19 protein-coding genes are annotated in these 24,959 nt (G+C 62.1%); 7 read left to right on the top strand and 12 right to left on the bottom strand.

Translation table 11 applies throughout. The annotated features are described in order from the left end of the window. Window positions 1-49: 49 nt before the first annotated feature. The 5 genes from urtE to urtA form a co-directional block, all read right to left on the bottom strand. On the bottom strand, window positions 50-739 hold the full coding sequence (gene urtE, locus NA29_RS08755; protein WP_039397533.1) for an urea ABC transporter ATP-binding subunit UrtE: 690 nt from the start codon (window positions 737-739) through the stop codon (window positions 50-52). Between the two features lie 14 nt (window positions 740-753). Then, window positions 754-1,497, bottom strand: coding sequence for an urea ABC transporter ATP-binding protein UrtD (gene urtD / locus NA29_RS08750; RefSeq protein WP_039397531.1), 744 nt, complete (start codon window positions 1,495-1,497; stop codon window positions 754-756). Between the two features lie 3 nt (window positions 1,498-1,500). Further along, the gene (urtC, locus tag NA29_RS08745) at window positions 1,501-2,697 is read right to left on the bottom strand and encodes an urea ABC transporter permease subunit UrtC (protein ID WP_039402854.1); all 1,197 of its coding nucleotides are present in this window, start codon (window positions 2,695-2,697) and stop codon (window positions 1,501-1,503) included. Window positions 2,698-2,803: 106 nt separating this feature from the next. Then, window positions 2,804-3,721, bottom strand: a complete 918-nt coding sequence (gene urtB / locus NA29_RS08740; RefSeq protein ID WP_039402852.1) for an urea ABC transporter permease subunit UrtB — start codon at window positions 3,719-3,721, stop codon at window positions 2,804-2,806. A 55-nt stretch (window positions 3,722-3,776) separates the two neighbouring features. Continuing rightward, on the bottom strand, window positions 3,777-5,048 hold the full coding sequence (urtA, locus tag NA29_RS08735; protein ID WP_039397529.1) for an urea ABC transporter substrate-binding protein: 1,272 nt from the start codon (window positions 5,046-5,048) through the stop codon (window positions 3,777-3,779). Window positions 5,049-5,244: 196 nt separating this feature from the next. On the opposite strand from urtA, the gene NA29_RS08730 reads away from it, so the two are divergent. Together NA29_RS08730 and NA29_RS08725 are read left to right on the top strand one after the other, a co-directional pair. Beyond that, a complete protein-coding gene (locus tag NA29_RS08730) occupies window positions 5,245-8,664 on the top strand; it encodes a hybrid sensor histidine kinase/response regulator (protein ID WP_039397526.1) in 3,420 nt (1,139 codons plus the stop codon). 7 nt (window positions 8,665-8,671) lie between these two features. Continuing rightward, entirely contained in the window at window positions 8,672-9,634 is a 963-nt protein-coding gene (locus NA29_RS08725; RefSeq protein WP_052252697.1) for a response regulator transcription factor, read from the top strand. 35 nt (window positions 9,635-9,669) lie between these two features. On the opposite strand, the gene NA29_RS08720 is transcribed toward NA29_RS08725, so the two are convergent. The 3 genes from NA29_RS08720 to NA29_RS08710 all read right to left on the bottom strand — a co-directional run bounded on the left by NA29_RS08720 (window position 9,670) and on the right by NA29_RS08710 (window position 13,432). Then, window positions 9,670-10,491, bottom strand: a complete 822-nt coding sequence (locus tag NA29_RS08720) for a CoB--CoM heterodisulfide reductase iron-sulfur subunit B family protein (RefSeq protein WP_052252695.1) — start codon at window positions 10,489-10,491, stop codon at window positions 9,670-9,672. 81 nt (window positions 10,492-10,572) lie between these two features. Continuing rightward, a complete protein-coding gene (locus NA29_RS08715; RefSeq protein WP_039397522.1) occupies window positions 10,573-11,538 on the bottom strand; it encodes a succinate dehydrogenase/fumarate reductase iron-sulfur subunit in 966 nt (321 codons plus the stop codon). Between the two features lie 76 nt (window positions 11,539-11,614). Beyond that, entirely contained in the window at window positions 11,615-13,432 is a 1,818-nt protein-coding gene (locus NA29_RS08710; RefSeq protein ID WP_084103578.1) for an FAD-binding protein, read from the bottom strand. 274 nt (window positions 13,433-13,706) lie between these two features. Here NA29_RS08710 and NA29_RS08705 point away from each other — a divergent pair, with 274 nt between their 5' ends. The 4 genes from NA29_RS08705 (at window position 13,707) to NA29_RS08690 (ending at window position 19,637) form a co-directional block, all read left to right on the top strand. Continuing rightward, the gene (locus tag NA29_RS08705; RefSeq protein ID WP_052252693.1) at window positions 13,707-15,008 is read left to right on the top strand and encodes an MFS transporter; all 1,302 of its coding nucleotides are present in this window, start codon (window positions 13,707-13,709) and stop codon (window positions 15,006-15,008) included. Window positions 15,009-15,187: 179 nt separating this feature from the next. Beyond that, window positions 15,188-15,973: an AraC family transcriptional regulator gene (locus NA29_RS08700; protein ID WP_084103576.1), complete on the top strand. Its 786-nt coding sequence runs from the start codon at window positions 15,188-15,190 to the stop codon at window positions 15,971-15,973. A 245-nt stretch (window positions 15,974-16,218) separates the two neighbouring features. Next, window positions 16,219-18,804, top strand: coding sequence for a bifunctional aconitate hydratase 2/2-methylisocitrate dehydratase (gene acnB, locus NA29_RS08695; RefSeq protein ID WP_039397518.1), 2,586 nt, complete (start codon window positions 16,219-16,221; stop codon window positions 18,802-18,804). 212 nt (window positions 18,805-19,016) lie between these two features. Continuing rightward, entirely contained in the window at window positions 19,017-19,637 is a 621-nt protein-coding gene (locus tag NA29_RS08690; protein WP_039397516.1) for a 3'-5' exonuclease, read from the top strand. 164 nt (window positions 19,638-19,801) lie between these two features. Here the strand turns inward: NA29_RS08690 and NA29_RS08685 are convergent, their stop codons facing one another. Next, entirely contained in the window at window positions 19,802-20,485 is a 684-nt protein-coding gene (locus NA29_RS08685) for a TetR/AcrR family transcriptional regulator (RefSeq protein WP_039402843.1), read from the bottom strand. Here NA29_RS08685 and NA29_RS08680 point away from each other — a divergent pair. After that, window positions 20,442-21,257, top strand: a complete 816-nt coding sequence (locus NA29_RS08680; protein WP_224786813.1) for an MFS transporter — start codon at window positions 20,442-20,444, stop codon at window positions 21,255-21,257. The genes NA29_RS08685 and NA29_RS08680 overlap by 44 nt on opposite strands. Window positions 21,258-21,336: 79 nt before the next feature. Here the strand turns inward: NA29_RS08680 and NA29_RS08675 are convergent, their stop codons facing one another. The 3 genes from NA29_RS08675 to NA29_RS08665 all read right to left on the bottom strand — a co-directional run bounded on the left by NA29_RS08675 (window position 21,337) and on the right by NA29_RS08665 (window position 24,889). Beyond that, a complete protein-coding gene (locus tag NA29_RS08675) occupies window positions 21,337-22,575 on the bottom strand; it encodes a phenylacetate--CoA ligase family protein (RefSeq protein ID WP_039397514.1) in 1,239 nt (412 codons plus the stop codon). A 94-nt stretch (window positions 22,576-22,669) separates the two neighbouring features. Then, window positions 22,670-23,482: an ABC transporter ATP-binding protein gene (locus NA29_RS08670; RefSeq protein ID WP_039397512.1), complete on the bottom strand. Its 813-nt coding sequence runs from the start codon at window positions 23,480-23,482 to the stop codon at window positions 22,670-22,672. A gap of 72 nt (window positions 23,483-23,554) precedes the next feature. Further along, window positions 23,555-24,889: an ABC transporter substrate-binding protein gene (locus NA29_RS08665; protein WP_084103574.1), complete on the bottom strand. Its 1,335-nt coding sequence runs from the start codon at window positions 24,887-24,889 to the stop codon at window positions 23,555-23,557. Window positions 24,890-24,959 lie beyond the last annotated feature (70 nt).

The following is a 24,959-nucleotide window of genomic DNA, read 5'->3' as shown; positions in this document are numbered from 1 at the left end:
GCCGATGTGGCACACACCGGCGATCGAATTGACGCCACCCGGCGCCGGGTTAAACAGAGAGGTATTCGCGAATGCGGTCGGTATCACCAGCTTCGCGCGTACTTTGATGAACGAAGCGCCCGCCTTCGATCACGAACAGTCGGTCCGCAACGTCCATGGCGAAGCTCAACACTTGCTCGGAGACCACGATGGCGATGTTGCGTGTCATACGTATCTGGTTGAGCGCCCGGGCGATGTCCTTGATAACGGAGGGCTGAATACCCTCGGTCGGTTCGTCGAGCAGCAGTACCTTGGGGTCCGTGGCGAGCGCACGGGCAATCGCGAGCTGCTGTTGCTGACCGCCGGAGAGGTTGCCGCCTTTGCGGCGGCGCATATCGAACAAAACAGGAAACAGTGCGTAGAGATCGTCGGGAACCGACTGACTCCCGGCATGCTCGAGCCCGGTTTGAATGTTTTCTTCGACGGTGAGTGAGGCAAATATCTGCCGCCCCTGCGGGACATAGCCGATACCGCTCGCCACACGTCGATAGCTCTCCGCGGTCGAGACATCCACACCGCCGACCCGCACGGTGCCACGATTGGCAGGCAACATGCCGATTAGCGATTTGAAGAGCGTCGTCTTACCCATACCGTTGCGGCCCATGACCGCCACGCTTTCACCGCTGGCGACAGTAAAGCCGATGCCGTGCAGCACTTCACTCTGGCCATAGCTGACGACGAGATCGTCGACTTCCAACATGATGTGTCCTCCGATCAATGCCCAAGATAAACATCGATCACGCGCGGATCGGACTGCACCTTGGCCATTGGGCCTTCGGCGAGAATTTTCCCCTGATGCATGACGGTGACCTTATGCGCGATACGCTCGACAAACGCCATGTCATGCTCGATGACGATCATCGAGCGATGACGGCAAATCCGGTCGAGCAACTCTGCCGTCAGCTCGCGCTCACGCGCGCTCATGCCGGCGATCGGCTCGTCCAGCATCAGAAGCTCGGGGTCCTGCATCAGCAGCATGCCGATTTCCAACCACTGCTTCTGTCCATGCGAAAGCAAACCGGCTTCAAGATCGAGCAGTGCGGCAAGACCGATTTCATCGGCCACCGCGCGCACGCGATCGGCCACCTCGGCGTCCGTCCGGTAGAAAAGCGCGCCCAGCACACCCCGCCCGCGCGGAAACGACACTTCGAGGTTCTGCGCGACGCTCAGGTTTTCGTAAATCGACGGCGTCTGGAACTTTCGCCCGATCCCTTTGTGCACACGTCGAAACTCGGCAAGCTTCGTGATTTCTTCGTTACGGAACTTGATGCTGCCCGTCGTCTCCTTCGTCTTGCCGCAGATGAGATCGAGCAGCGTGGTCTTTCCGGCCCCATTCGGTCCGATGACAACACGCAGTTCGCCTCGCTCCAGATACAGATTCAACGAATCGATGGCCTTGAATCCGTCAAACGACACGCTCAGATCTTCAATCGCCAGAAGAAAGTCGGTGTTGCTCATGTGTCACGCCTCCCTGTTCTCAACGCCGAGGAACCGGCGAATGCGCGGGCGCACGTGCGCCTCGTAAAGTCCTGCCAAGCCGTTCGGGAAGGCCATCACCACACCGATAAACATGGCGGCCATCAGGTACAACCAGAGGTTCGGAAAGCTCTCGGAGAACCAGCTCTTGCCGAGATTGACGAGGATTGCGCCGTATACCGCGCCGACCAGGGACATCCGCCCCCCGACGGCCGCATAGATCACCATCTCGATGGACGGGACGATGCCGACAAACGACGGCGACATGAATCCGACCTGGAGCGTGAACATCGCGCCGCCGACAGCCGCAAGCGTTGCCGCAAAACAAAACGAGAAGACCTTGAACATCGAGACGTCATATCCCGAGAAGCGCACCCGGTCCTCCTTGTCCCGCATGGCCAGCAAGAGCGTACCGAGCTTGCCTCGCTGCACCCAGCGACACGCCAGCAACGCAACGATCAGCAGCGCCGCATTGACGAAGTAGAGAATCAACTTCGCATGGTCTGTCCGAATGTCCCAGCCGAGCAGCGTGCGCAGGTCGGTAATGCCATTCACGCCCCCGGTGTAACCCTGCTGCCCGATGATCAACACCGAAAGGATCAGGGCGACGGCCTGCGTGATGATGGCGAAGTACACGCCCCCCACACGTCGTTTGAACATTGCGTAGCCGATGACGAATGCGAGTGCAGCCGGGACCACCAGCACCGCGAGAATCGATACCGGAAGGTAGTGGAACGGTCGCCACCAATCGGGCAATGCCGTGAGCTGATTCCAGTCCATGAAGTCCGGAATGCCGGGGGTGGTCTGTGTACTCGTGGCCGCGGCACTCGATGCCTCGAGCTTGAGAAACATCGCCATCGCGTAGCCCCCGAGGCCAAAGAACACGCCCTGACCGAGGCTGAGAACCCCACCGTAACCCCATGCGATCACCAGCCCGATGGCGACGAACGCATACGTCAGGTACTTGCCCATGAGGTTCAGCCGAAACGTGTCGAGCGCTATCGGGAACACCACGACAATCAGTAGCGCGAGGATCACGATGCCCGCATAGCCCGAGGCGTCGAAACGCGCTGCGAGCGCGCGCCAGCCACGGGGCGCCGCGCGCGATTCGCGCACTTGGTGCGCTTCGCCGGTCTCGGCCCGGAGGGAGACGCCGCCCGTCGCCGTTTGGATGGGTTCCATGTACATCTCTCCTTACATATGAATCGGTTGACGATCGTTTGATGCGATCGCCGCTTGTTGGCGGGCGTTGCGCTCGTTGTCGGATGGATTCATTCGGATAGGCAAGTCAGACGCGTCGAACCTTGGACGCGAACAAGCCTTGCGGGCGCAACATCAGAATGACGACAACGGTCAGCAGCGTGAGGACACGTGCGATAGAGCCGGAAAGGAAGAACTCACTGATCGACTGCATTTGTGCAATGCCGAACGCAGACGCGACCGTGCCGAGCAGGCTCGCTGCGCCGCCGAACGTCACGACCAGGAACGAATCGACGATGTAGAGCGAACCGCTGGTGGGTCCGGTCGAACCGATCGCAGTAAATGCCGCTCCGGCCACCCCCGCAATACCGCAGCCAATGGCGAACGTCATGCGGTCGGTGCGGCGCGTGTTGATGCCTGCGGCGTTCGCCATGGGTCGGTTTGCGACCGTCGCCCGCACCCGTAGCCCCCAGCGCGAACGGTAAAGCGCGAGCAACAAGCCCCCAGTCATCACGAGCGCCAGTGCCATCACGAACATGCCGCTGATCGGAATATCGAGGCCCGGTGTCGGCTCCCACGACCCCATCAGCCAGTCGGGCAGCGCGGGGCTGACCTCCTTGGGTCCAAACGTCGAGCGGAACACCTGTTGCATGCCAAGACTCAGGCCCCAGGTGGCAAGCAGTGTGTCGAGCGGGCGACGATACAGGTGACGGATCAGTGCCCATTCGGCGAGCCATCCCGCACCAAAAGCAAGCACGAAGGCGGCGACGATGGCGAAAAAGAAGTACACCGGCGCAAACCCTGGCCAGACGTTCTGAGTCACCCACGAGAACATGTAGACGGTGTAGGCACCAATGGTCATGAACTCGCCGTGCGCCATGTTGATGACGCCCATCTGCCCGAAGATCACAGCGAGTCCGAGCCCCATAAGCAGAAGAACGCTGAACAGGCTCAGTCCCGCGAAGCCCTGCATCAGCGTGATATTGAAAATGTCGTTGGCGGACATCTGACGCTCCTCGCGCGACGACCCTGCGGCCATCGCGCCTGTGCACGTTGACGGATTACATGTAGCCCTTCGGGAACGGATCCGGATGGATCGGCTCCGGCGAACTCGCCACGACCTTGAACTGGCCGTCCGCCTGCCCTTCACCGATCAGTGAGCGGCTCCACAGGTGGTGGTTGGCGTCGACCTTCGCGTAACCTTGCGGCGCATTCGCCAGTTCGATGTCCTTCGAAGCGGCCACAACCTTGTTCACGTCGAAGCTGCCCGCGCGCTCGCACGCGGCTTTCCATATCCACGGCCCGAGATAAGCGGCCTGCGTTACGTCGCCGATCACCGACTTCGCGCCATAGCGCGCCTTGAACGCCGAAACGAATTTCTTGTTGTTGTCGTTATCCAGCGACTGGAAGTACTTCATCGAGGAATAGAAGCCCGCGAAGTTTTCCCCGCCAATGCCCAGCACCTCGTCCTCCGTTACGGAGAGCGTGAGCAGGAACTGCTTTTGAGGCGTAATACCTGCGGCCTTGAGTTGCTTGTAGAACGCCACGTTCGAGCCGCCCACCACCGTCGCGAAAATGCAATCGGGGCGCGCGAGCTTGATCTTGTTCATCAGCGAATTGAATTCCGTGGTGCCGAGCGGGTAGTACTCCTCACCCACCACTTTCGCGTGCAGATGCTGCTCGATGTGACGTCGCGCAATCTTGTTCGACGTGCGCGGCCAGATGTAGTCTGAGCCGATCAGGAAAAAAGTCTTGGCCTTCTTTGTATTCGACGCCCAGTCGAGCGCCCAGAGAATCTGCTGCGTAGCTTCCTGACCGGTGTAGAAGACGTTCTTGGACTGCTCCAGACCTTCGTAGAACGTGGGGTAGTACAGCAACCCATTGTCCTTTTCGAACACGGGAAGCACGGCCTTGCGCGAGGCCGATGTCCAGCAGCCGAAGACAGCCGCCACGTGGTCGTTCTCAAGAAGCTTCTTCGACTTTTCGGCGTACGTAGGCCAGTCGGAGGCGCCATCTTCCTGAATGATGTTGATTTTTCGGCCGAGCACGCCGCCCATCGCATTGATCTGCTCGATAGCAAGGCGCTCGGCCTGAATCGACCCCGTCTCCGAGATCGCCATCGTGCCGGTTGCGGAGTGCAACTGACCGACCGTGACGGTGGTGTCCGTCACGGCGAGTCCGGTCGTGTTGACCTTGGCCGTCGGCGGCACCTGCGCGAACGACGTGCGCGGCAGACCAAGCGCCATGATCGGCGCGGCGGCCAGGCCACCGAGCAATCGTCTGCGCAACGGGGAAGCCATACGCTCATCATCGAATCGATCGTCTGCGGACATCACGTTCTCCTGGTCTTGGGCCCTGTGCAAAGGTGCGGCGGGCTGGTTTCGAGGGGTTGAACGCAATGTAGGGAGCCAAATTGGCGCTCGAAATACGTCGATTGACGTATTCCCCGAGGGGGGCGATGGAATGTAATTTGCTTTGGCCTTAGCACCCGAGGCTTTTTGCACCAATCAGGATCGTCTTCCCGTCGTCATGGCCGAGATGCACCAAAATTCAGCCCGTACGCCCAGCACGCAGCGCATCGTGAAGGTGCGGCGCGATTACAACGCCTGGGTCGGCGACGAAACGCTCGAAGACTATGCGCTTCGCTTCACACCGCGCTCGTTTCGGCGGTGGTCCGAAGCGCGCGTCGCCAGCACAGCGATCGGCGGCGTGTCGTTTCTGGTGCTAGAGGCCATCGGCGGCAGCCTTGTCATCAACTACGGGTTCACGAACGCCGTCTGGGCCATTGCAGTCGTCTCGATTCTCATTTTTCTGACGAGCCTGCCGATCAGCTATTACGCGGCGCGTTACGGCGTGGACATGGATCTGCTCACCCGCGGAGCAGGATTCGGCTACATCGGCTCGACAGTAACGTCGTTCCTCTACGCAATCTTCACGTTCCTCTTCTTCGCGCTCGAGGCGGCCATCATGGCGCTCGCGTTGCAGCTGTATTTCCACATATCGCTGGCGATTGCCTATGTAGTAAGTTCGCTCATCGTGATTCCATTGGTGATGTTCGGCATCACACTCATCAATCGGCTGCAAAGCTGGACCCAGCCCTTGTGGATCGTGCTTTTCGTGTCGCCCTACGTCGCCGTACTGTGGCATCACCCCGGACTTGTGGATGAATGGACCACCTTTGCCGGATTTGCGCCACAAGGCCGCGCGTTCAGCATCATTGCGTTCGGGCAGGCGTCTACCGTCGTTTTCGCGCTGATCGTTCAGATCGGCGAGCAGGTGGACTATCTTCGGTTTTTACCGCCCCTGACGGCGAAAAACAAAAAGCGGTGGTGGCTGGCGCTCCTGTCCGCAGGGCCGGGGTGGATCGTGCCCGGCGCGTTAAAAATGCTCGGCGGCGCATTCCTTGCCTTTGTCGCGATTCAGAACGAAGTCGATGTCGGCCAGGCGGCACAACCCACGCAGATGTATCTCGTCGCCTATCACATCTTGCTCGATCCGGCGGGACTGGCGGGCTGGGCATTGCCGGCCATGACGTTGTTCGTCATCGTCTCCCAGCTCAAAATCAATGTGACGAACGCCTATGCCGGATCGCTCGCCTGGTCGAACTTCTTTGCCCGTCTGACCCATAGTCATCCGGGACGCGTAGTGTGGCTCGTCTTCAACGTGATGATTGCATTGCTGCTCGTCGAAATCGGCGTCTTCGACGTTATCGGCAAAGTGCTGTCGCTGTATGCGAACGTGGCGGTCGCCTGGGTCGGTGCATTGTGTGCCGATCTCGTCATCAACAAACCGCTTGGGTTCAGTCCACGTTACATCGAGTTCAAGCGCGCTCACCTGTACGACGTGAACCCTGTCGGCATCGGTGCAATGCTGTTCGGTGTCGTCGCCGCGCTGAGCGCGCGTGCCGGGGTGTTTGGCGAACTCGGGGAGGCGATGTCGCTGTTTCTTGCCTTTGGGGCGGCATTCGTTTGCGCGCCGCTCATCGCCATTGGAACGCGCGGGAAGTACTATCTCGCCCGAGAGCCCCATTCGACCGGTGACGCGAAATCGCTGCGTTGTGCGATCTGCGAGCACGCATTCGAACCTGAAGACACGGCGCACTGTCCGGCATATGGCGGCACGATATGCTCGCTTTGTTGCTCCCTCGATTCGCGTTGTCACGATCGCTGCAAACCGCATGCACGTTTCTCAGCGCAAGCAGACCATGCCCTGCATCGAATTTTTCCTGATGTTCGGCTCGGACCGACCGCGCTGCGCCTCATTCGATACGCGAGTCTCTTGTTTTCGATCCTTGCCGTGCTGGCCAGTGTGCTCTATCTGATCTGGTCCCAAAGCGTTGCGTCGATCCGCACCGCTGAAGTCGCCGTCATCGAGAGCAGCTTTTTGAAAATATTCTTTTCGCTAGCACTTGTCGGGTGCATCGCAGCATGGTGGTTCGTACTGGAGCGAGAGAGTCGGCGTGTCACGGAAGAGGAGTCGCAACGGCAAAACGACTTGCTGATGCAGGAAATCGAAGCGCATCAGAAAACAGACGAAGCCCTCAAGCGCGCCACGGCGGCCGCCGAGTCCGCCAATCAGGCCAAGAGTCGCTACGTCTCGGGACTCAGCCATGAGCTTCGCACACCACTCAACAGTATCCTTGGCTACGCGCAGCTCCTGATGCAAGCCAAGGACGAGCTCTCTGCGACTCGCTATAACGCCGTTCGTACAATTCATCGCAGTGGAGAGCACCTGCTGGCCCTGGTCGACGGACTGCTGGACGTAGCACGCATCGAAGCGGGTAAGCTGCAGCTCAACATCACCGCGGTTTCGCTGAACGATTTCGTCTCCCACGTATCGTCGATGATGAGTCCTCTCGCGATGGAAAAAGCGCTGGCTTTCGACGTCCAGGTCATCGGTCGGTTTCCTGCTGCAGTCAAGTGCGATCAGAAGTATCTTGGGCAGATTCTCACCAATCTGATTGGCAACGCGATTCGCTTTACCCCTGCGGGCACCGTGACTTTGCGCGTGAGTCACGCCATGGACACACTGAAGCTCGAAGTCATCGACACTGGCCCCGGTATCCCGCCGGGGGAAATGGCGAGACTGTTCCTGCCGTTCGAGCGCGGAAACGCCACGCATGCCGACGATCATGGCGCGGGTCTGGGGTTGACGATCTGCCGGTTGCTGACCCATGCGCTCGGCGGCAGTCTGGAAGTCGACAGCGAGGTCGGACGTGGCACTCGCTTCGTAGTGAAGCTGTTCGCGCCGGCCATACAAAGCCCGCCCGACATGTACACGGAATTGGCGGGCATCCGTGGGTATGTGGGACCGCGCCGCACGATCCTGGTGGTGGACGATCTCGCGGACCAGCGGGGCATCGTGGTCCAACTGCTCACGCCGCTCGGCTTCGATGTGACTGAAGTCGCCAGTGGCCCGGAAGCCCTGCGATGGCTCGGAGGGAACTTAGCCGACGCCATCATCATGGATATATCCATGCCGCTGATGGACGGTTACGAAACCAGTCGTCTGATCGGCGAGAACCAGTTGTCTGATGCCCCCATCCTCCTGCTCTCGGCAAATGCCTTCGCCGACGACCGCGAACGTGCCAGTGCGACACGATGCGCCGGGTACCTGGCCAAACCACTGCGTGTAAACCTGCTGCTCGACAAACTCGCACAATTGCTATCGCTCGAATGGGTTTCGTCCCGGACATCGGACGTGGCTTACACGCCTACCCAGTCGGCAGGGGAGCTCAGGCTCGCTTTGCCGGAGTCGATATTGCGGGGCATACGCGAGCATCTCGACGTCGGGTATGTGCAGGGCGTGGTGGATCTACTCGATGCGGCGCGCAAAGATCATCCCACTTTGGTACGGCAAATCGATGCACTGCGCGCGCTCGCGGAGCGCTTTCAACTTAGGGATCTCGAGAATGAACTTGACTGCCTGCCCCGTCCCTCCGATATCTGAGCCTTGCATGCAGGTCAGCGAAGCATCCGAATGGTTGGGGGAGCGTCCTGTTGTGCTCATCGTGGACGACACGCCCGACAATCTCGCGTTTCTCTCGGACACCTTGCGGGCGAACGGCTACACGGTGCTGGTGGCATTGAGTGGAGAAGCCGCGCTCAAGTGCCTGTCCCGCGTCACGCCCGATGCCGTACTTCTCGACGCCATGATGCCCGACATGGACGGGTTCGAGACATGCCTGCGTATCAAGCAGGACAATCGGCACGAACACCTGCCAGTGATATTCATGACGTCGCTCACGGAAAGCGAGCATGTAGTGAAGGGATTTCGGGTTGGCGGAATCGATTATGTGACAAAGCCAGTACGCCCGGAGGAAGTGTGTGCGCGTATCGGTGCTCATGTGCTGCGCTCGCGGGCACAAGCCTATGCGCACGTGGCGCTGTCGCTAAACGCTCGCGCTGCCCTGATCGTGTCCGGTGACGGGACGATACTCTGGCGCAGCCCGCAAGCGGCACGGCAAATCGCTGCATACGCCGATCAGCCCGTTCACCCGATGGACCCGCTGCCGACGACCGCCCGGCTTCCCGCTGTGCTGCGAAACTGGTTTGTCGGCTGGCTCGCGCACGGCGCCCGATCAGATGCCGTGCAGGAGTTCACGGCAGGCAATGTCCGCCGGTCCGTCACCGCCACGCCAGCGCCGGCGGCGGGTGAATGGATCGTCATGCTTTCCGAGACAGACGACTCCGTTTCCCGCGATGCGCTGTCGTCTCGCTTCGGCTTGACCACACGCGAAGCCGAAGTCCTTCTATGGGTATCGCGCGGCAAGACAAACCGGGACATTGGCGACATTCTCGGCACGGCGCCCCGAACCGTGAACAAGCATGTGGAACACCTGTTCCGAAAACTTCTGGTGGAAACCCGCGCTGCCGCGACGGCGCTGGCAGTAAAAGCGCTGGCCGACCCAACTCGATGACACCCGAGGCAATGACGCGCAGCAACGCCCGTTCCCTACACCCACTTCTGCACCCACCGAACCTCCTCCACCCGCACGACATGCCTGTCGATCCCCAGCGTTGCCGGGTCGATCCCCAGCGCGAGGCCCACAAGCTGTGGCAAGTGGAGGACGGGCAGATCCAGCGGCATATTCAGATCGCGCGCCATGTCGTCCTGATAGGTGTCAAGTACCGTGTGACACAGGGGACACGGCGTGACGATGGCGTCCGCCCCGGCCGTTTTCGCAGACGCTACGTGTCGACCGCTTAACTTGACGGGAATCACGTCGCTCTGTGCCGAGCAGTGAAAGCCGCAGCAAGCTGTCCTCCCGGAGTAGTCGACGGTCGTGCATCCCAGAATCTGTGCCAGTGTTTCTATCGACCGGACATCGCGCGCATCCGTGTCGCCGTACACCGAAGGCGGCCGGATGATATGGCAGCCATAGAACGCGGCAATCTTGTGCGACGACAACGGCGCTTTCACCAGCGCGCGTAGCCGCGTCTCCCCCACCTCCTCAAGCAGGTACCAGAGGAAGTGCGTGATACGTGCCGTCCCGCGGTAGACCAGTCCCTCCTCTGCCAACTTGCGGTCGACCCGGGCGCGCAACGTGGGATCGTTGTCCACGCGCTGTTTGGCTTCGAGCAGGTTCAGCGTGCAGGTATTGCAGATTGTCATCAAATCGAGGCCGGCCGCTTCCGCCAGCGCGATGATCCGCACATTAAGCGCAACGAAGCGTTCCGCATTAGCCGCGCGAATCTCACGACTGCCCGTGCAGGTCGCGGACGTAAGCGTCTCCAGTGCAATGCCCAACCTTTCGGCCACCGCCTGCGTGGCCATCAATAACTCACCACAAGTCGTACGGGCACTGCACCCGGGATAAAAAGCGATTCGCATGGCTATGCCTCACCAGAAATGAACTCAACCAAAGAAAATGCGCCGGATCGCCTCGATCCCCTGCACAGGTCGGCGCAACAGCGCCGCCAGCGGCCGCACCTTGCCGCGCAGCATCAGCTTCAAGGTCCGTCCGGGACGTTGCAGCGCGGCTCGCCAGCCACGCGTCCCAAGCACCAGCAACATGGGCTCGATGCGCCCGCGCCTCTCAACGATCTCCATGAACGCGCGCGCATGCGGCGACGCCTCCGGCGCACGCGCATACGCCAACTGCTTGAGCGGTTCGATAGCGGCACTCACGATCGGAATATGCGCGGGGCAGACCGCTTCGCATTGGTAGCAGGAGACGCAATGGTGGACATGCGCCTCGTCCAGAATGGCTTGCAGACGGGAAGCGTCGTCCCGGGCATCCAGCGCAACGCGGGCCAGATGCACCAATGGCGCAGGCCCCGCGAACGCGATGTCCTCGGGAAAATCGAGCACCGGACACGCCGAATAGCACGCCAGACAACTGAGGCAATCCATCGTCGCCCGGAGTGTTGCGGCGTTTGCGGCGTCGACCGGCTCGGGAAACCCGCCATACGGACGCGTGCGCTGGAGCCAGGTCTGCAACGAGACCAGCTTCGCCTCGGCCGGCGCCCGGTCGACCGCCAGATCGCGAATCAACGGCAGATGACGCAGCGGTTCGACATGCATCTCCGCTTGCGCCGCCTCCCAGCACGCCAGCACCTCCCGACCGTTCATCCGCACCGCGCACGTACCGCACTTCTTCGTGCCGCAATACCATCGGTAGCCGATGTCCACCCCGAGCACTTCCTGTACATAGTTCAGTGCGTCGATGATTCGCATGTGCGGCACCGTCGGCACCGCGTAGGTCTGCATATAGGGCGCAGCGTCCGTCTCCGGATCGAAACGCGAAATGTGCAGCGTTACTGTCGTCAGCTCACTGTCGCTATCGCTATCACCCCGAAATTGCCCGACGTCCGAATGCATGTGTCCCGTCTCCCCGCAAAGTCGACCGGTCCGAACCGGCCTGTGTCCCGACGCCTGCCGTCTCGCCTTACGTGGCTCACCACGGCACGCTGAAATACTCCTGTCGCTCGAATCCGGGCGCGATGGCTCCCTCGGGGTAGCGCTCCCGCCGGAACCGATAAGCGCCGCCGTCGAGCGCGACGATGTTCTTGCACTGCCATGCGGTGTTATCGACGTACGGAAAGTCCGTCCGGTAGAAACTGCCTCGGCTTTCTTCTCGCTTCAACGCGCTTTGCAGCGTGACTTCGCACACGTCGATCAGGTTGTGGGCGTCGAGCGCATCGAGCCACGCGGTGTTGAACCGGCGCGAGGTGCTCGGCGGTGTCATGCGCGGCAGTTCGCGCTCTCGCATCGCGGCAAGCCTCGCCAGACCGGCGCGCATGGCCTCCCCGCTCTTGATCAATCCGTATGCCGCGTCCATCACGTCCCAGATGCCCGTCTTGACGTGCATGGGGGCGAGCGCCTGCCGCCCGGTCTCGCCGTCAGCCGTCTGGCCGCCCGCATCCGCCCTGAGCCTCACCCCCTCCACCCGCGATTCTTCTGCCCGAATCTGCTGCTCGGTCAGGCCATCGTGACGATGTCGGTCCGGCAAGCTGCCAGCAATCGACTCGGCCACCAGCCCACCGTCGTAAATCGCGACGGCCAGACTCCCCGTGACATGCGCGCCCACGCCCCCTGCGACCCACAATCCGTCGACACTGGTGCGCATCGAATGGGGATCCGACTCGATACCGCCTTGCCGGTAATGCATCGTGGGGCGCGCCTCGACCTTGTCGCGCGTGATGTCGAGCCCCAGCTTTTCAAACGCAGAACCGGCGTACTGGTACCGCCGTAACACATCCGCATCGACGTGGCTGTATGACGTGTAATAGCCGCCACTGAAGCGTGCCTTGCCCGCGAGCACCTGTTGCGTGAGTCGCTTGACCTGAAGCGTGTACGGCGCGAGCGCGGCAGGCGCGTCGCGCGACTGCTCGAAGAAGCACTCGCCTTGCGCGTTGTACACGCGCGAACTTTGATTCGTGCCGACAAGCGGATTCGGATAGATGTGCAGACGCTGCCACGTCGGTGGATGCGCAAAGTCGCTGATGTGCCAGAACTGCATCTCCAGATTAGTCATCTCAGCCCCCGCGCGCAGTGCCAGCGCAATGCCGTCGCCGGTCTGCTCCCGCGTTCCCGTGGAGCGACGCACCATCCGGTCAGCGTGCCCGGTCGCCATCACGACGGCCCTGGCATGCACCGCGAACATCTCGCCGCGCACGTAGTCGAGCGCAGTCAGCCCGCAAACTTCGCCGTTCTCGTTGCGCAGCAGCGCCGTCACGACACACTCCTCATGCATCGGAATGCCGCGCGCCTGCAACTGCTTGCGTCGGATATCCATCAGCAACATGCCGGTCTGCCCCTGCATCGGCGCGACCGCCCAGCGCACCGGCGAGTGGCTCATCGCGATCTGCCCGTCGGCCTCCCGCGAAAACAACAAACCGAGCGACTCCATCTCGGGATAGAAGGTGTTCTCGATCCAGTGCCCCGCCGCCGCCAGATAGGACTGATCGACCAGAAAGTGGCTGTAGTACTTCGCGAAGAATTCGAGCGAACTGGCGGCGTTCTGCGCGTTGCCGCCGAGCATCTTCGAGCCGACGATCACCGCTCCGGCCATGATCGACGCACCGCTCTTGCCGACCAGCCCCTTCGATATCAACATCGGCTTCAATCCCAGGTCGTGCAGACGGAGCGCGGCATAGGTGCCCGCACCGCCGCCGCCCACGACTACGACATCGCAATCGATCACCTTCATCGCAGTAGCGCCCTCCTCGGGCCGGTAGTAGAACTTTGAAACTGCTGAGTGGAACGTGATCATTGTGGACAGTCCGCCCCTGAGCGAATGCGGCGATCGGGACACGCCGTCTAGCAAAGCGGCCAAAGTGGCAAAAAGTGACCGGGGGAGCAAAGGAAGATGAGCAAACGACTGCCATCGGCTGGCGTACGCGCGGACCGCTCGAAAATTCTGTCCGTTTTGCGATATGTGTTGTCCCGCGCGCGGTGTGCGCAGCAGGCGAGCGGCGCTAATGTGGTCAGGGCATCAGGACAAACAAGACCAACCACAACGACAATCAGCCATCAGGAGACACACCATGGATGCGACCCTGCAAACCGTCGCCCGCAACGAGCGCGGCTCACCCGCCAAGTCGGTCATCTTGGGCGCGGGTATCGGTAACGCGCTTGAGTGGTACGACTTCGCGTCGTTCGTACTCTTTTCCCGCTATTTCTCGACCCAGTTCTTCCACGCCGAAGACCCGACCGCAGCCTTCCTGTCCACGCTCGCCGTCTTCGCCGTCGGCTTCCTGCTGCGCCCCATCGGCGGTATCTATTTCGGCTGGCTGTCGGACCGGCGAGGACGCCGCTTTGCGATGGTGGCTTCGATGGCCGTCACCGCCGCGGGGTGCCTGGTCATCGCCGTATCGCCGACATATGCCTCCATCGGACTGATGGCACCGACGTTGCTCGTCTTCGGACGCCTGCTCCAGGGTTTCGGGCTCGGCGGCGAGATCGGCGCATCGTTCACGTTCCTCGTGGAAAGCGCTCCCGTGCGCCGCCGGGGCCTCTGGTCGAGCAGCATGTTCATCGCCATTACGGGCGGCTCGCTGCTGGCCACCGCCGTGGGGCTGGTACTCACGCAGGTCTTTTCCACGGATGAGATGACGCGCTACGGCTGGCGCATCCCCTTCTTCCTCGGTGCGGCCCTCGGGGTGTATGCGCTCTTCCTGCGCGGCAGGCTCAAGGAAACGTCCGCTTTCGAACACGAGCAAAGCGAAGCGCGTGCCGGTGTGCCCGTGCAACCGATGGCGCACGCCATCTGGGAGCATCGTGCATCGGTGCTGCGAATCATCGCACTCACCGCCGGACCGACGCTGACGTTCAATACCTGGATGTCGGGGGCCATCACATTCGCCACGCACTTCAAGGGCGTCGATGCCCGTCAGGGACTATGGGCACTATGCATCGGCTGCCTCGTGTATATGGCCGTGCAACCGTTCTGGGGCGCACTGTCCGATCGCATCGGCCGCAGGCCGAACTTGCTGATGGGGGCTGGCGGCTCGGCGCTCGTCATCGTGCCGCTGCTGATGCTCATCGACGGCTCCTTCGCGCGTCTCACGCTGGCGATCTGCGTCGGCCTGGTGGTGCTCGCCGCCTGGACGGCCATCGCCCCAGCGGTCTATGCCGAGCTGTTCCCCACGCGTATCCGCGCTACCGGCGTGGCCATTCCGTACTCGCTGACGGTCGCGATCTTCGGCGGCACCGCTCCCTACCTTCAGAACTGGATGGCCGATCACGGCCATCTGGGGTGGTTTGCCGCCTATCTGATCGCACTCAATCTGCTGACGGTCCTCGCGGTGGTCCGGATGCCCGAAACTCGCGGTCAGCCGCTCGAATGAGCCAGCGCGCCGTAGGGCAGCACGGCCCTCCGGCGCCACCAGGCCTTCCGTCCCATCCCGATCCCCCACGTTAACCCCCATGTCCGACGACGGATGTTAAGGAAAGAATGAAACGAGCATTTCTTTCCTTTAACGTCTCTTAACGTCCGTTACCGTTCGTTAACGCCTCGGGGGCCGTCATGCAGACCCGGATCATCACCGCACAGGACGTCGAGTTCTTCGAATCGCGAATTTCGCCCGCCCCCATGGTCGGTCTGGCCTTCGAGTTCCCCGCAGGGGGCGGCGTCGAGCCCCACGTCCATCCCTACGGTCAGGTGCTCTTCGGTGGCGAAGGCATCATGTGTGTCGACACGCCGCGCGGCACCTGGGTCGTGCCGCCGCAACGCGCAGTCTGGATTCCACCGATGACGTTGCACGCCGTACGGTTGCGGGCGTCGTTCGGAATGCACAACCTTCTGATCTCGCCGCATGTCGTCGCCGACTTACCCAAGACATGCGAGCCGCTCGTCGTATCCAATCTGATGCGCGAACTGATTCTGCGCGCGGCATCCACCGACGAACCACTGCTGCGCAAGCGTCACGTCGACAAATTCTTCGAAATCATCCGAGACGAACTCGAATTCAGCGACGAAATCCCGCTGTCGGTCGAAATTCCGCGTGAACGGCGTCTCGCCCGCCTTTGCACCGAATTCCTGCGCGAGCCGTCCGACAACCGGACGCTCCAGGAATGGGGTGATCACGTCGGGGCCAGTTCGCGCACCCTGTCGCGCCTGTTCATCCGCGAGCTCAACCAGACGTTCGACGAATGGCGACGCCACGTCCGTCTTCAAGAAGCCCTATACCGACTCGCCGAAGGGCGGGCCGTCTCCGCAGTCGCCAACGAGCTGGGCTACGAGAGCACGACGGGCTTCATCGAAATGTTCCGCAAATCCCTCGGACGCACGCCCGGCCAGTACTTCACCTGATCCGGGGCGGCGGTCGGTACCGGCTGCTGCACCGTCCTGCCGCCTCCCCGGCGCATGCAGCGCCCCCCTTCCCCTCTGTCGCACGCTCACGCCCCAAACCTTCACTTTTCATCAAGTCTTATATAAGACATAAGACATTTGACCTTACCTTGCATAGGGACTAAAATCACGGGCAAAAGCCGTACTGGAACAAGCCCCGGAGGCCTCAAAACCTCCCCCGAAACGCAACATCAGCAGGTCTCCTCATGCTTGAAAACTATCGTGAACACGTGGCCGCCCGCGCCGCGTTGGGTATTCCCCCCCTGCCGCTGACCGCTCAGCAGACCGCCGAACTGGTCGAGCTGCTGACCAACCCGCCCGCAGGCGAAGAGCAGACGCTGGTCGATCTGATCACGAACCGCGTGCCCGCCGGTGTTGACGAAGCCGCCCGCGTGAAGGCCGGTTTCCTCGCCGCTGTCGCCAAGGGCGAAACGGCCTGTGCGCTGATCTCCCGCGCCCGCGCCACCGAACTCCTCGGCACGATGCTCGGCGGCTACAACATCGCCCCGCTCATCGAACTGCTGTCGGACGCCGAAGTCGGCACCGTCGCCGCCGACGCGCTCAAGAACACCCTGCTGATGTTCGACCAGTTCCATGACGTCAAGGAACTCGCCGACAAGGGCAACGCCAACGCACGCGCCGTCCTGCAAAGCTGGGCCGACGCCGAATGGTTCACGAGCCGCCCGGAAGTCCCGCAAAGCCTGACCATCACCGTGTTCAAGGTCACGGGCGAAACCAACACCGACGACCTCTCGCCGGCCCCGGACGCCACCACCCGCCCCGACATTCCGATGCACGCCCTGGCGATGCTCAAGAATGCCCGCCCCGGCATCACCCCGGAAGAAGACGGCAAGCGCGGTCCGATCAAATTCATCGAGTCGCTCAAGGAAAAGGGTCACCTCGTCGCTTATGTGGGCGACGTCGTCGGCACGGGCTCCTCGCGCAAGTCGGCCACCAACTCGGTGCTGTGGTTCACGGGCGAAGACATCCCCTTCATTCCGAACAAGCGCTTCGGCGGTGTGTGCCTGGGCAGCAAGATCGCCCCGATTTTCTACAACACGATGGAAGACGCCGGCGCACTGCCGATCGAACTCGACGTGTCGCAGATGGAAATGGGTGACGTGGTCGAACTGCGTCCGTACGAAGGCAAGGCTTTGAAGAACGGCGCCGTGATCGCCGAATTCCAGGTCAAGTCCGACGTGCTGTTCGACGAAGTGCGCGCCGGTGGCCGTATTCCGCTGATCATCGGCCGTGGCCTGACCGCCAAGGCGCGTGAAGCGCTGGGTCTCGCGCCGTCGACGCTGTTCCGTCTGGCTCAACAGCCGTCGGATAGCGGCAAGGGCTTCTCGCTGGCACAGAAGATGGTGGGTCGCGCCTGCGGTCTGCCGGAAGGTCAGGGTGTGCGTCCGGGCACGTACTGCGAACCGAAGATGACCTCGGTCGGCTCGCAAGACACGACGGGCCCGATGACCCGTGACGAACTGAAGGATCTGGCTTGCCTCGGCTTCTCGGCCGACCTCGTCATGCAATCGTTCTGCCACACCGCCGCTTATCCGAAGCCGGTGGACGTGAAGACGCACCAGACCCTGCCGAACTTCATCAGCAACCGTGGCGGTATCGCACTGCGTCCGGGCGACGGCGTGATCCACTCGTGGCTCAACCGCATGCTGCTGCCCGACACCGTCGGCACCGGCGGCGACTCGCACACCCGCTTCCCGATCGGCATCAGCTTCCCGGCAGGCTCGGGGCTGGTCGCCTTCGCCGCGGCCACTGGTACGATGCCGCTGGACATGCCGGAATCGGTGCTGGTCCGCTTCAAGGGCAAGATGCAACCGGGCGTCACGCTGCGTGACCTCGTCAACGCGATCCCGCTGTACGCCATCAAACAAGGCATGCTGACGGTCGCCAAGCAAGGCAAGAAGAACATCTTCTCGGGCCGCATCCTTGAGATCGAAGGCCTGCCCGAGCTGAAGGTCGAGCAGGCGTTCGAGCTGTCGGACGCCTCCGCCGAGCGCTCGGCCGCCGGTTGCACGGTGCACCTGAACAAGGAACCGATCATCGAATACCTGAACAGCAACGTCACGCTGCTCAAGTGGATGATCGCGCAGGGCTATCAGGATCCGCGCAGCCTGCAACGCCGTATCACGGCAATGGAACAGTGGCTGGCCGACCCGCAACTGCTCTCGCCGGATGCCGACGCTGAATACGCTGCCGTCATCGAAATCGATCTGGCCGACATCCATGAGCCGATCGTCGCCTGCCCGAACGATCCGGACGACGTGAAGACGCTGTCGGACGTTGCCGGTGCGACCATCGACGAAGTGTTCATCGGTTCGTGCATGACCAACATCGGTCACTTCCGCGCCGCATCGAAACTGCTCGAAGGCAAGCGCGACATTCCGGTCAAGCTGTGGGTCGCCCCGCCGACCAAGATGGACCAGAAGCAACTGACGGAAGAAGGTCACTACGGCGTGTTCGGCACGGCCGGTGCCCGTACCGAAATGCCGGGCTGCTCGCTGTGCATGGGTAACCAGGCACAAGTGCGCGAAGGCGCGACGGTCATGTCGACGTCGACCCGTAACTTCCCGAACCGTCTGGGCAAGAACACGAACGTGTATCTCGGCTCGGCGGAACTGGCCGCTATCTGCTCGCGTCTGGGCAAGATCCCGACCAAGGAAGAGTACATGGCCGACATGGGCGTACTCGCTTCGAACGGCGACAAGATCTACAAGTACATGAACTTCGACCAGATCGAAGACTTCAAGGAAGTCGCCGACACGGTGCAGATCTAAGCGTGATGTCGGGCTACGGCGTGCAGATGGCGTCGTAGCACCGCTGCCGTAGCCAACGAAAAGGCGTCGCAAGTGAAATGCTTGCGACGCCTTTTTTATTGACCACACCGGACACGCGACAGGCCATTTCCGAAGCCCTGTAAAATCACGGGCAGATTTTTGACGACGCCCCGAAGTGCCATCTGCGGGACGACATACTCACGAGATGTGGCATGCAAACCGTAGCGATCCTCGACTTTGAAACCACCGGCCTTTCGCCCACGCAAGGCGACCGGGCAACCGAAATCGCCGTCATCCTGCTGCGCGACGGCCAGATCGTCGATCGTTACCAGAGTCTGATGAATGCCGGACGGCGCATTCCGTCCGATGTCGCCGCGCTCACGGGCATTACCAACGACATGATCGCAGCGGCACCGCCCGTCTCGCAGGTCATGCGCGAGGCTGCACAGTTCGTCGGCAACTGTCCGGTCGTCGCGCACAACGCCGGGTTCGACAAGCGTTTCTGGCAAGCCGAACTCGCCATGCTGGGCGCGCGCTCGGATCACGTCTTCGCCTGCACGATGCTGACCGCCAGACGCCTCTACCCTCACGCCCAGAATCACCGCCTCTCCAGCCTCGCCGATCTCCTCCAGCTCCCGAAGACCGGTCGTGCCCACCGGGCGATGGTCGACGCCGAGATGACGACGCACCTCTGGCGTCGGATGCACGACGACATCTCGCGCACCTACGGCCTCAGGCACGTGGACCACGCGCTGATCGCCCGCGTGCAGACGACGAGCAAGGACAAAGTGCCGACGCTGCTGCGTTCACTCGCGCAAGGTGCAGGACACTAAATACCCGCCCCTATCGAACCGTCCGAAGTTCGCGCCACGGTTCCGATGTCCAACTCATCGGATGACGCGAATTGGGAAGGACTGGATCGATCCATCCAGCGCCCGGTTGCGCGATGTGATCGATGCGCAAACCGTCGACCCGATCTGAAGCGATTGCGGGATGCTCATCGCTTGATATGCCGCTCAAGCAAATCCAGATCGTCCCGTAACAGCTTCAGCACGCCCGCAGCGCCCTGTTCGCCAAGCTGCCGCGTCGAATCCTGTTCGACGGAACGCAGCGCCATGTCGGCGATCTGCGCCGCAATTTCCTCCGCATTTCGCGAGCCCGTCGGCGTGAACCACCACGCCGTCCAGTTGCACATGCCGATGATCGAGAACGCGGCGACCTTCGCATCCATCACCCGAAACTGACCGCGCTCGATGCCCAGCTCGATCGCGTGACGGAACTGCTCCAGCACCGCACGCCGTGACTGCTCCGCCAACTGGCGCTGCTCGGGTGGCAGATTGTCCTCGTTGCGCTCGACCACGCGAAATTGCAGCGGGTGCGTCAGGATCAGATGCGCGTGACGCAGCACCAGATGCCGCAGCATCGCCGACGGTTGTCGCAGATCGTCCGGCACCGCCTCCGACGCCAACTCCCCCGCCGCCCGCGTCACAACCGCCGTCAGCACTTCCAGAATCGCTTCCTTGCTCTTGAAGTAGTAGTAAAGCGCTGGACGCGTGACGCCCACTACGTCGGCAATGTCGTTAAAGCTCGTGCCGTCGAATCCCCGTTCGATGAACAGCCGCGTCGCGACTTCCAGAATGTTCTCCCGCAACGCGTCGCTCGTGCCGGTGCTTTGGTTCACGCTGCCGGAGTCGGTGCGCTTTCTCGCGATCCGGGGCGGCACGCAGGCGCAGATCGCCGCGACGCTCAAACGCGTAGCGCCAGGCCTTGTCGTCGCCGGTCAGACGTACAGCGCCGCCGATGACCGTCTGCCGTCCTCGCCCGTCGTGCAACTGTTTCACCGCGACTACCGGCGCGGCACGTTGCTGCTCTGGCTGGCGTTCTTCATGAGCCTGTTGCTCCTGTACCTGCTCATCAACTGGCTGCCGATTCTCGCGGAACGTAGCGGGCTGACGCTTAAACAGGCGTCGATGTTTGCCGGGCTGCTGCAAGGGGGCGGTGTACTGGGCGCGATTGTGCTGGGCGTGCTGATCGATCGCTTCCATCCGTACAAGGTCGTTGCGGTGGCCTATCTGCTCGGGGCGGCTTCGCTGGCGTCGCTGGCGCTGACCGAGAGCGCAATCTGGCTGGCAGTGGGCATCTTCATCACGGGATTTTGCGTGAGCGGTTCACAGGTCTGCGCAAACGTGATTGCGTCGGCGTATTACCCGACGTCGAATCGGGCGACGGGCGTGGCCTGGGCGCTTGGCATCGGCCGCATCGGTGCCGTCGCGGGATCGTTCGGCGGGGCGCTCCTGCTGGCGGCGGGCTGGAGCAACGCCGGGCTGTTCACGATTCTGGCGATACCGGCCATGCTCGCGGCGCTCGGCATTCTGCTCGCCGGAACGAAGCACCGCCGGGTGACGCAGGCATCGGACGCGGTCAGCGCGCCGTCGTCGACCGCACTGTCGTAAGGCGATAACCAGAAGCAAGGAAGCGCGCGGATATCGTCGATATCACGCGCGCTTCGGGGACTTCCGATAGTCCGATGCGTCAGTCGTAGGCCCGCGCATCCTCCACTAGTTTGCCATCGGTCGGCAGCGACCCGACAGCGACGAAATCCACCTCACCGCGCAGTCGCGTCACATCGCGCAACGTCTCTTGCAAACGTACCGCCAGTCCCTCCGGCGGCGTATCGTTCGTCTCGCACAGCAGGCGCATGCGGTCGTCGCCCACTCGTCCTTCCACACGCAGACGCAACCGCACCAGCTCCGGGTAGCGTTTGCCAATCTCGCCGATTTGCCCGGGATGCACGAACATGCCGCGCACCTTCACGGTCTGATCCGCGCGCCCGAGCCAGCCCTTGAGACGCATGTTCGTTCGCCCGCAAGGACTGATGCCTGCCTCCACCGCCGACAGGTCGCCGGTCGCGAAGCGAATCAGCGGGTAATCCGGATTGAAGTTCGTCACCACGACTTCGCCGATTTCGCCGTCCGGCACTGGCTTTGTGCCGCCCGGCTCGACCAGTTCCACCAGCACGTTTTCGTCGACGATCAGCCCGGCTTGTGCGTCGCTCTCGAAGGCGATCAGCCCCAGGTCCGCAGTGCCGTACAACTGGCGCGCCGTAATCCCCCGCCCGTTGAACCACTCGCGCAGCGACGGCGGCAACGCTTCGCCCGAAAGCGTGGCGCGACGAATGCAACTGAGGTCCGCCCCGGCCGCTTCACCCTTCTCGATCAATATCTTCAGGAACGACGGCGTGCCCGCATAGGCGCCCGGCTTCAGGTGCCGAATCGCTTCCAGTTGCAGTTCCGTCTGCCCCACGCCAGCGGGGAATACGCAACATCCCAGCCGTGCCGCCCCCGTCTCGATCATCATGCCAGCGGGGGTGAAGTGATACGAGTATGTGTTGTAGACCAGATCACCCGGACGCAGCCCTGCCGCGTACATCGCGCGGGCAAAGCGCCACCAGTCGCTACCGCGCCCGTCCGGTTCGTAGATCGGACCCGGCGACTGGTAGACGTGCGCGAGGCCGCTCACGGGCGTGGCGTTCAGACCGCCGAGCGGCGGATGACGCACCTGAAACGCCGTCAGATCCGATTTGCGGGTGACGGGCAATCCGGCCAGCGCATCGCGCGAGTCGATCTCGCCCGCGTCGATATCGCTTAGCGCTTCGGAAAAGTAGGCGGCATGCGTGCGGGCATGCGAGACCTGCGCCGCAAGCGCCGCCAGCAACGCCTTCTCGCGAACCTCTGGCGCACGAATTTCCAGCGTGTCGAAGTAATCGTTCATATCAACGGATCAACGATGAGGATTAACGATGAAGATTAACGAAGCGGATTGACGAACAAGCGCGAGTGCGCGACTCGCCTGAACACGCACGCGCTCAGGCAATCCAGCGCTTGCGCCGCCGGTAGCTCTTGACGTTGCGGAAGCTCCCCGCGCTGCTCGCACCGTCTTTGGCGATGCCCAGATAGAACTCCTTGACGTCCTCGTTATCGCGCAGCGACGTCGCATCGCCATCCATCACGACACGCCCGTTCTCGAGGATGTAGCCGTAGTCCGCATAGCGCAGCGCGGCCATTGTGTTCTGCTCTGCAAGCAGGAAACTGACGTTCTCGCGCTGATTCAGGTCGCGCACGATCGTGAAAATCTCCTCGACGATCTGCGGCGCGAGCCCCATCGACGGCTCGTCGAGCAGAATCATCGACGGCTGGGCCATCATCGCGCGGCCGATGGCGCACATCTGCTGCTCGCCTCCGGAGGTGTAACCCGCCTGCGACTTGCGTCGCGTCTTCAGACGCGGGAAGTAGGCGTAGATGCGCTCCAACGCGTGCTGCTGCGCGCTGCGCGACGCATGCCGCACATAGCCGCCCGTCAGCAGATTCTCTTCGATGGTCAGATGCCCGAAGCAGTGACGCCCCTCCATCACCTGAATCACACCGCGCTTGACCAGTCCGTTGGGCGTCAGTTGCTCGACCCGCTCGCCGCGATAGTCGATGGTGCCCTTCGTCACCTCGCCGCGCTCGGCATGCAGCAGATTCGAAATGGCCTTGAGCGTTGTGCTCTTGCCCGCGCCGTTGGCCCCGAGCAGCGCCACGATCTTGCCCTCGGGCACGATCAGCGACACGCCCTTGAGCACCAGAATGACGTGGTCGTAAATGACTTCGATGTTGTTGACGCGCAAACTCGCTTCCATGCATCACTCCGAAATCGGTGCTGCCGGCGTGCGTCACCGGCAGCGGATCCTCAACCCTTCATCAGCCCTTCATCAGCCCTTGTAGCAAGCCGGCGTAATGCCCTTCTCCTTGGCGTACTGCTTGGCCGACGCTTCGAACAGCGGGTGAATCAGACGGCGATTGCCTTCGATCCAGTCGGACACCATCACCCACTTCGCGCCATCCCATTGCTGGATGCGGACCTTGCCCGAGCCTTCGTGGTCTTCGCAGCTCGTCTTGATGTCCGGCAGCAGACCCGTTGCACCCAGCGCCTTCAGGCGTGCCGCGTCGATGTTCAGGTTCTCGAACGCCCAGCGCACCTGCACCGGCGTCGACACCTTGCCCTTGCCGAACTTGTTCTGCGCGGTGTTCAGCGCTTCGACCGTCGCCACCGCCGCCGAGACGCCACGGTTGTACAGCACCGAGCCGACCTTCGAGGGGTCTTGCATATTCCCCTTGCCCGCGCCGTAGACCACCTTTTCGATGTCGGCGATCAGCGGCACCTGCTTACCCGCCACGTTCCACGTCGCGCTCATGTAGCCCTTGGCTGCCGGACCTGCGGGGATCGTGTCTTCTTCCGAACCGGCCCACCAGCTGCCGACGATCTTCTCGCGCGGATAGCCGACCTTCTGCGCGGCCTTGAGCGCCGTCTGGTTCATCACCCCCCAGCCCCAGAACACGACGTAATCCGGGTTCTCCTGACGAATGCGCAGCCACTGCGCGCCCTGCTCGTTGCCCGGGTGCGCGACCGGAATCTCGATCAGGTTGAACTTGTTGATCTTGGACTCGGCTTGCATCGCGACAATCGGCTCTTTGCCATATGCCGAGTCGTGATACAGGAAGACGATCTTCTTGCCGTTGAGCGACCCGCCGTTCTTGTCGGCGAGGAACTTGATGATGGCGGACGCCTGCATCTGGTAAGTCGTCACCAGTGGGAAAGCCCACGGGAACACGCTGCCGTCGACCGCGTCGGTGCGCCCGTAACCCATCATCACGAGCGGCACCTGATCGGTTGCGGTCTTGTCGATCAGTGCGTAGGAGATGCCCGTCGCCATCGTGTGATAAGCGGTGCCCTTCGTCACCGGGTTCTTGCCTTTGAGACGCTCGTAGCACTCCACGCCCTTGGCGTTGTTGTACTCGGTCTCGCACTCTTCCCACGTGAGCTTCACGCCGTTCACGCCGCCGTTCTTCAGGTTCACGTATTGCAGATAGTCGATGAACCCGCCGTAGAACGATTGACCGTTCGCGCCGTACGGGCCAACGCGATAATCAGCCAGTGCGATGAACTGATCGTTCGACTGCGCGAACGACGTCCCCACCGCCCCCGTGCCGAGCGCTAGCGCCAACGCCAGCGAGCCCAACGATGTCGTCAACTGTTTCGTGCTCATGCTGTGTCTCCATCTGTGGTTTTGTGTATGACCAAACGTTCGCCGAGAATGCGGGTCGGCGAGGTAAACC

This window comes from Pandoraea sputorum (assembly GCF_000814845.2).
GTDB classification, from domain to species: Bacteria; Pseudomonadota; Gammaproteobacteria; order Burkholderiales; family Burkholderiaceae; genus Pandoraea; species Pandoraea sputorum.
This window is presented reverse-complemented; position numbering and strand designations above follow the sequence as displayed.

Coding starts and splice junctions, on each gene's coding strand:
- urtE (WP_039397533.1), bottom strand. CDS start 739: ATGTTGGAAGTCGACGATCTCGTCGTCAGCTATGGCCAGAGTGAAGTG.
- urtD (WP_039397531.1), bottom strand. CDS start 1,497: ATGAGCAACACCGACTTTCTTCTGGCGATTGAAGATCTGAGCGTGTCG.
- urtC (WP_039402854.1), bottom strand. CDS start 2,697: ATGGAACCCATCCAAACGGCGACGGGCGGCGTCTCCCTCCGGGCCGAG.
- urtB (WP_039402852.1), bottom strand. CDS start 3,721: ATGTCCGCCAACGACATTTTCAATATCACGCTGATGCAGGGCTTCGCG.
- urtA (WP_039397529.1), bottom strand. CDS start 5,048: ATGTCCGCAGACGATCGATTCGATGATGAGCGTATGGCTTCCCCGTTG.
- NA29_RS08730 (WP_039397526.1), top strand. CDS start 5,245: ATGGCCGAGATGCACCAAAATTCAGCCCGTACGCCCAGCACGCAGCGC.
- NA29_RS08725 (WP_052252697.1), top strand. CDS start 8,672: ATGCAGGTCAGCGAAGCATCCGAATGGTTGGGGGAGCGTCCTGTTGTG.
- NA29_RS08720 (WP_052252695.1), bottom strand. CDS start 10,491: ATGGCCACGCAGGCGGTGGCCGAAAGGTTGGGCATTGCACTGGAGACG.
- NA29_RS08715 (WP_039397522.1), bottom strand. CDS start 11,538: ATGCATTCGGACGTCGGGCAATTTCGGGGTGATAGCGATAGCGACAGT.
- NA29_RS08710 (WP_084103578.1), bottom strand. CDS start 13,432: ATGATCACGTTCCACTCAGCAGTTTCAAAGTTCTACTACCGGCCCGAG.
- NA29_RS08705 (WP_052252693.1), top strand. CDS start 13,707: ATGGATGCGACCCTGCAAACCGTCGCCCGCAACGAGCGCGGCTCACCC.
- NA29_RS08700 (WP_084103576.1), top strand. CDS start 15,188: ATGCAGACCCGGATCATCACCGCACAGGACGTCGAGTTCTTCGAATCG.
- acnB (WP_039397518.1), top strand. CDS start 16,219: ATGCTTGAAAACTATCGTGAACACGTGGCCGCCCGCGCCGCGTTGGGT.
- NA29_RS08690 (WP_039397516.1), top strand. CDS start 19,017: ATGCAAACCGTAGCGATCCTCGACTTTGAAACCACCGGCCTTTCGCCC.
- NA29_RS08680 (WP_224786813.1), top strand. CDS start 20,442: ATGTTCTCCCGCAACGCGTCGCTCGTGCCGGTGCTTTGGTTCACGCTG.
- NA29_RS08675 (WP_039397514.1), bottom strand. CDS start 22,575: ATGAACGATTACTTCGACACGCTGGAAATTCGTGCGCCAGAGGTTCGC.
- NA29_RS08670 (WP_039397512.1), bottom strand. CDS start 23,482: ATGGAAGCGAGTTTGCGCGTCAACAACATCGAAGTCATTTACGACCAC.
- NA29_RS08665 (WP_084103574.1), bottom strand. CDS start 24,889: ATGAGCACGAAACAGTTGACGACATCGTTGGGCTCGCTGGCGTTGGCG.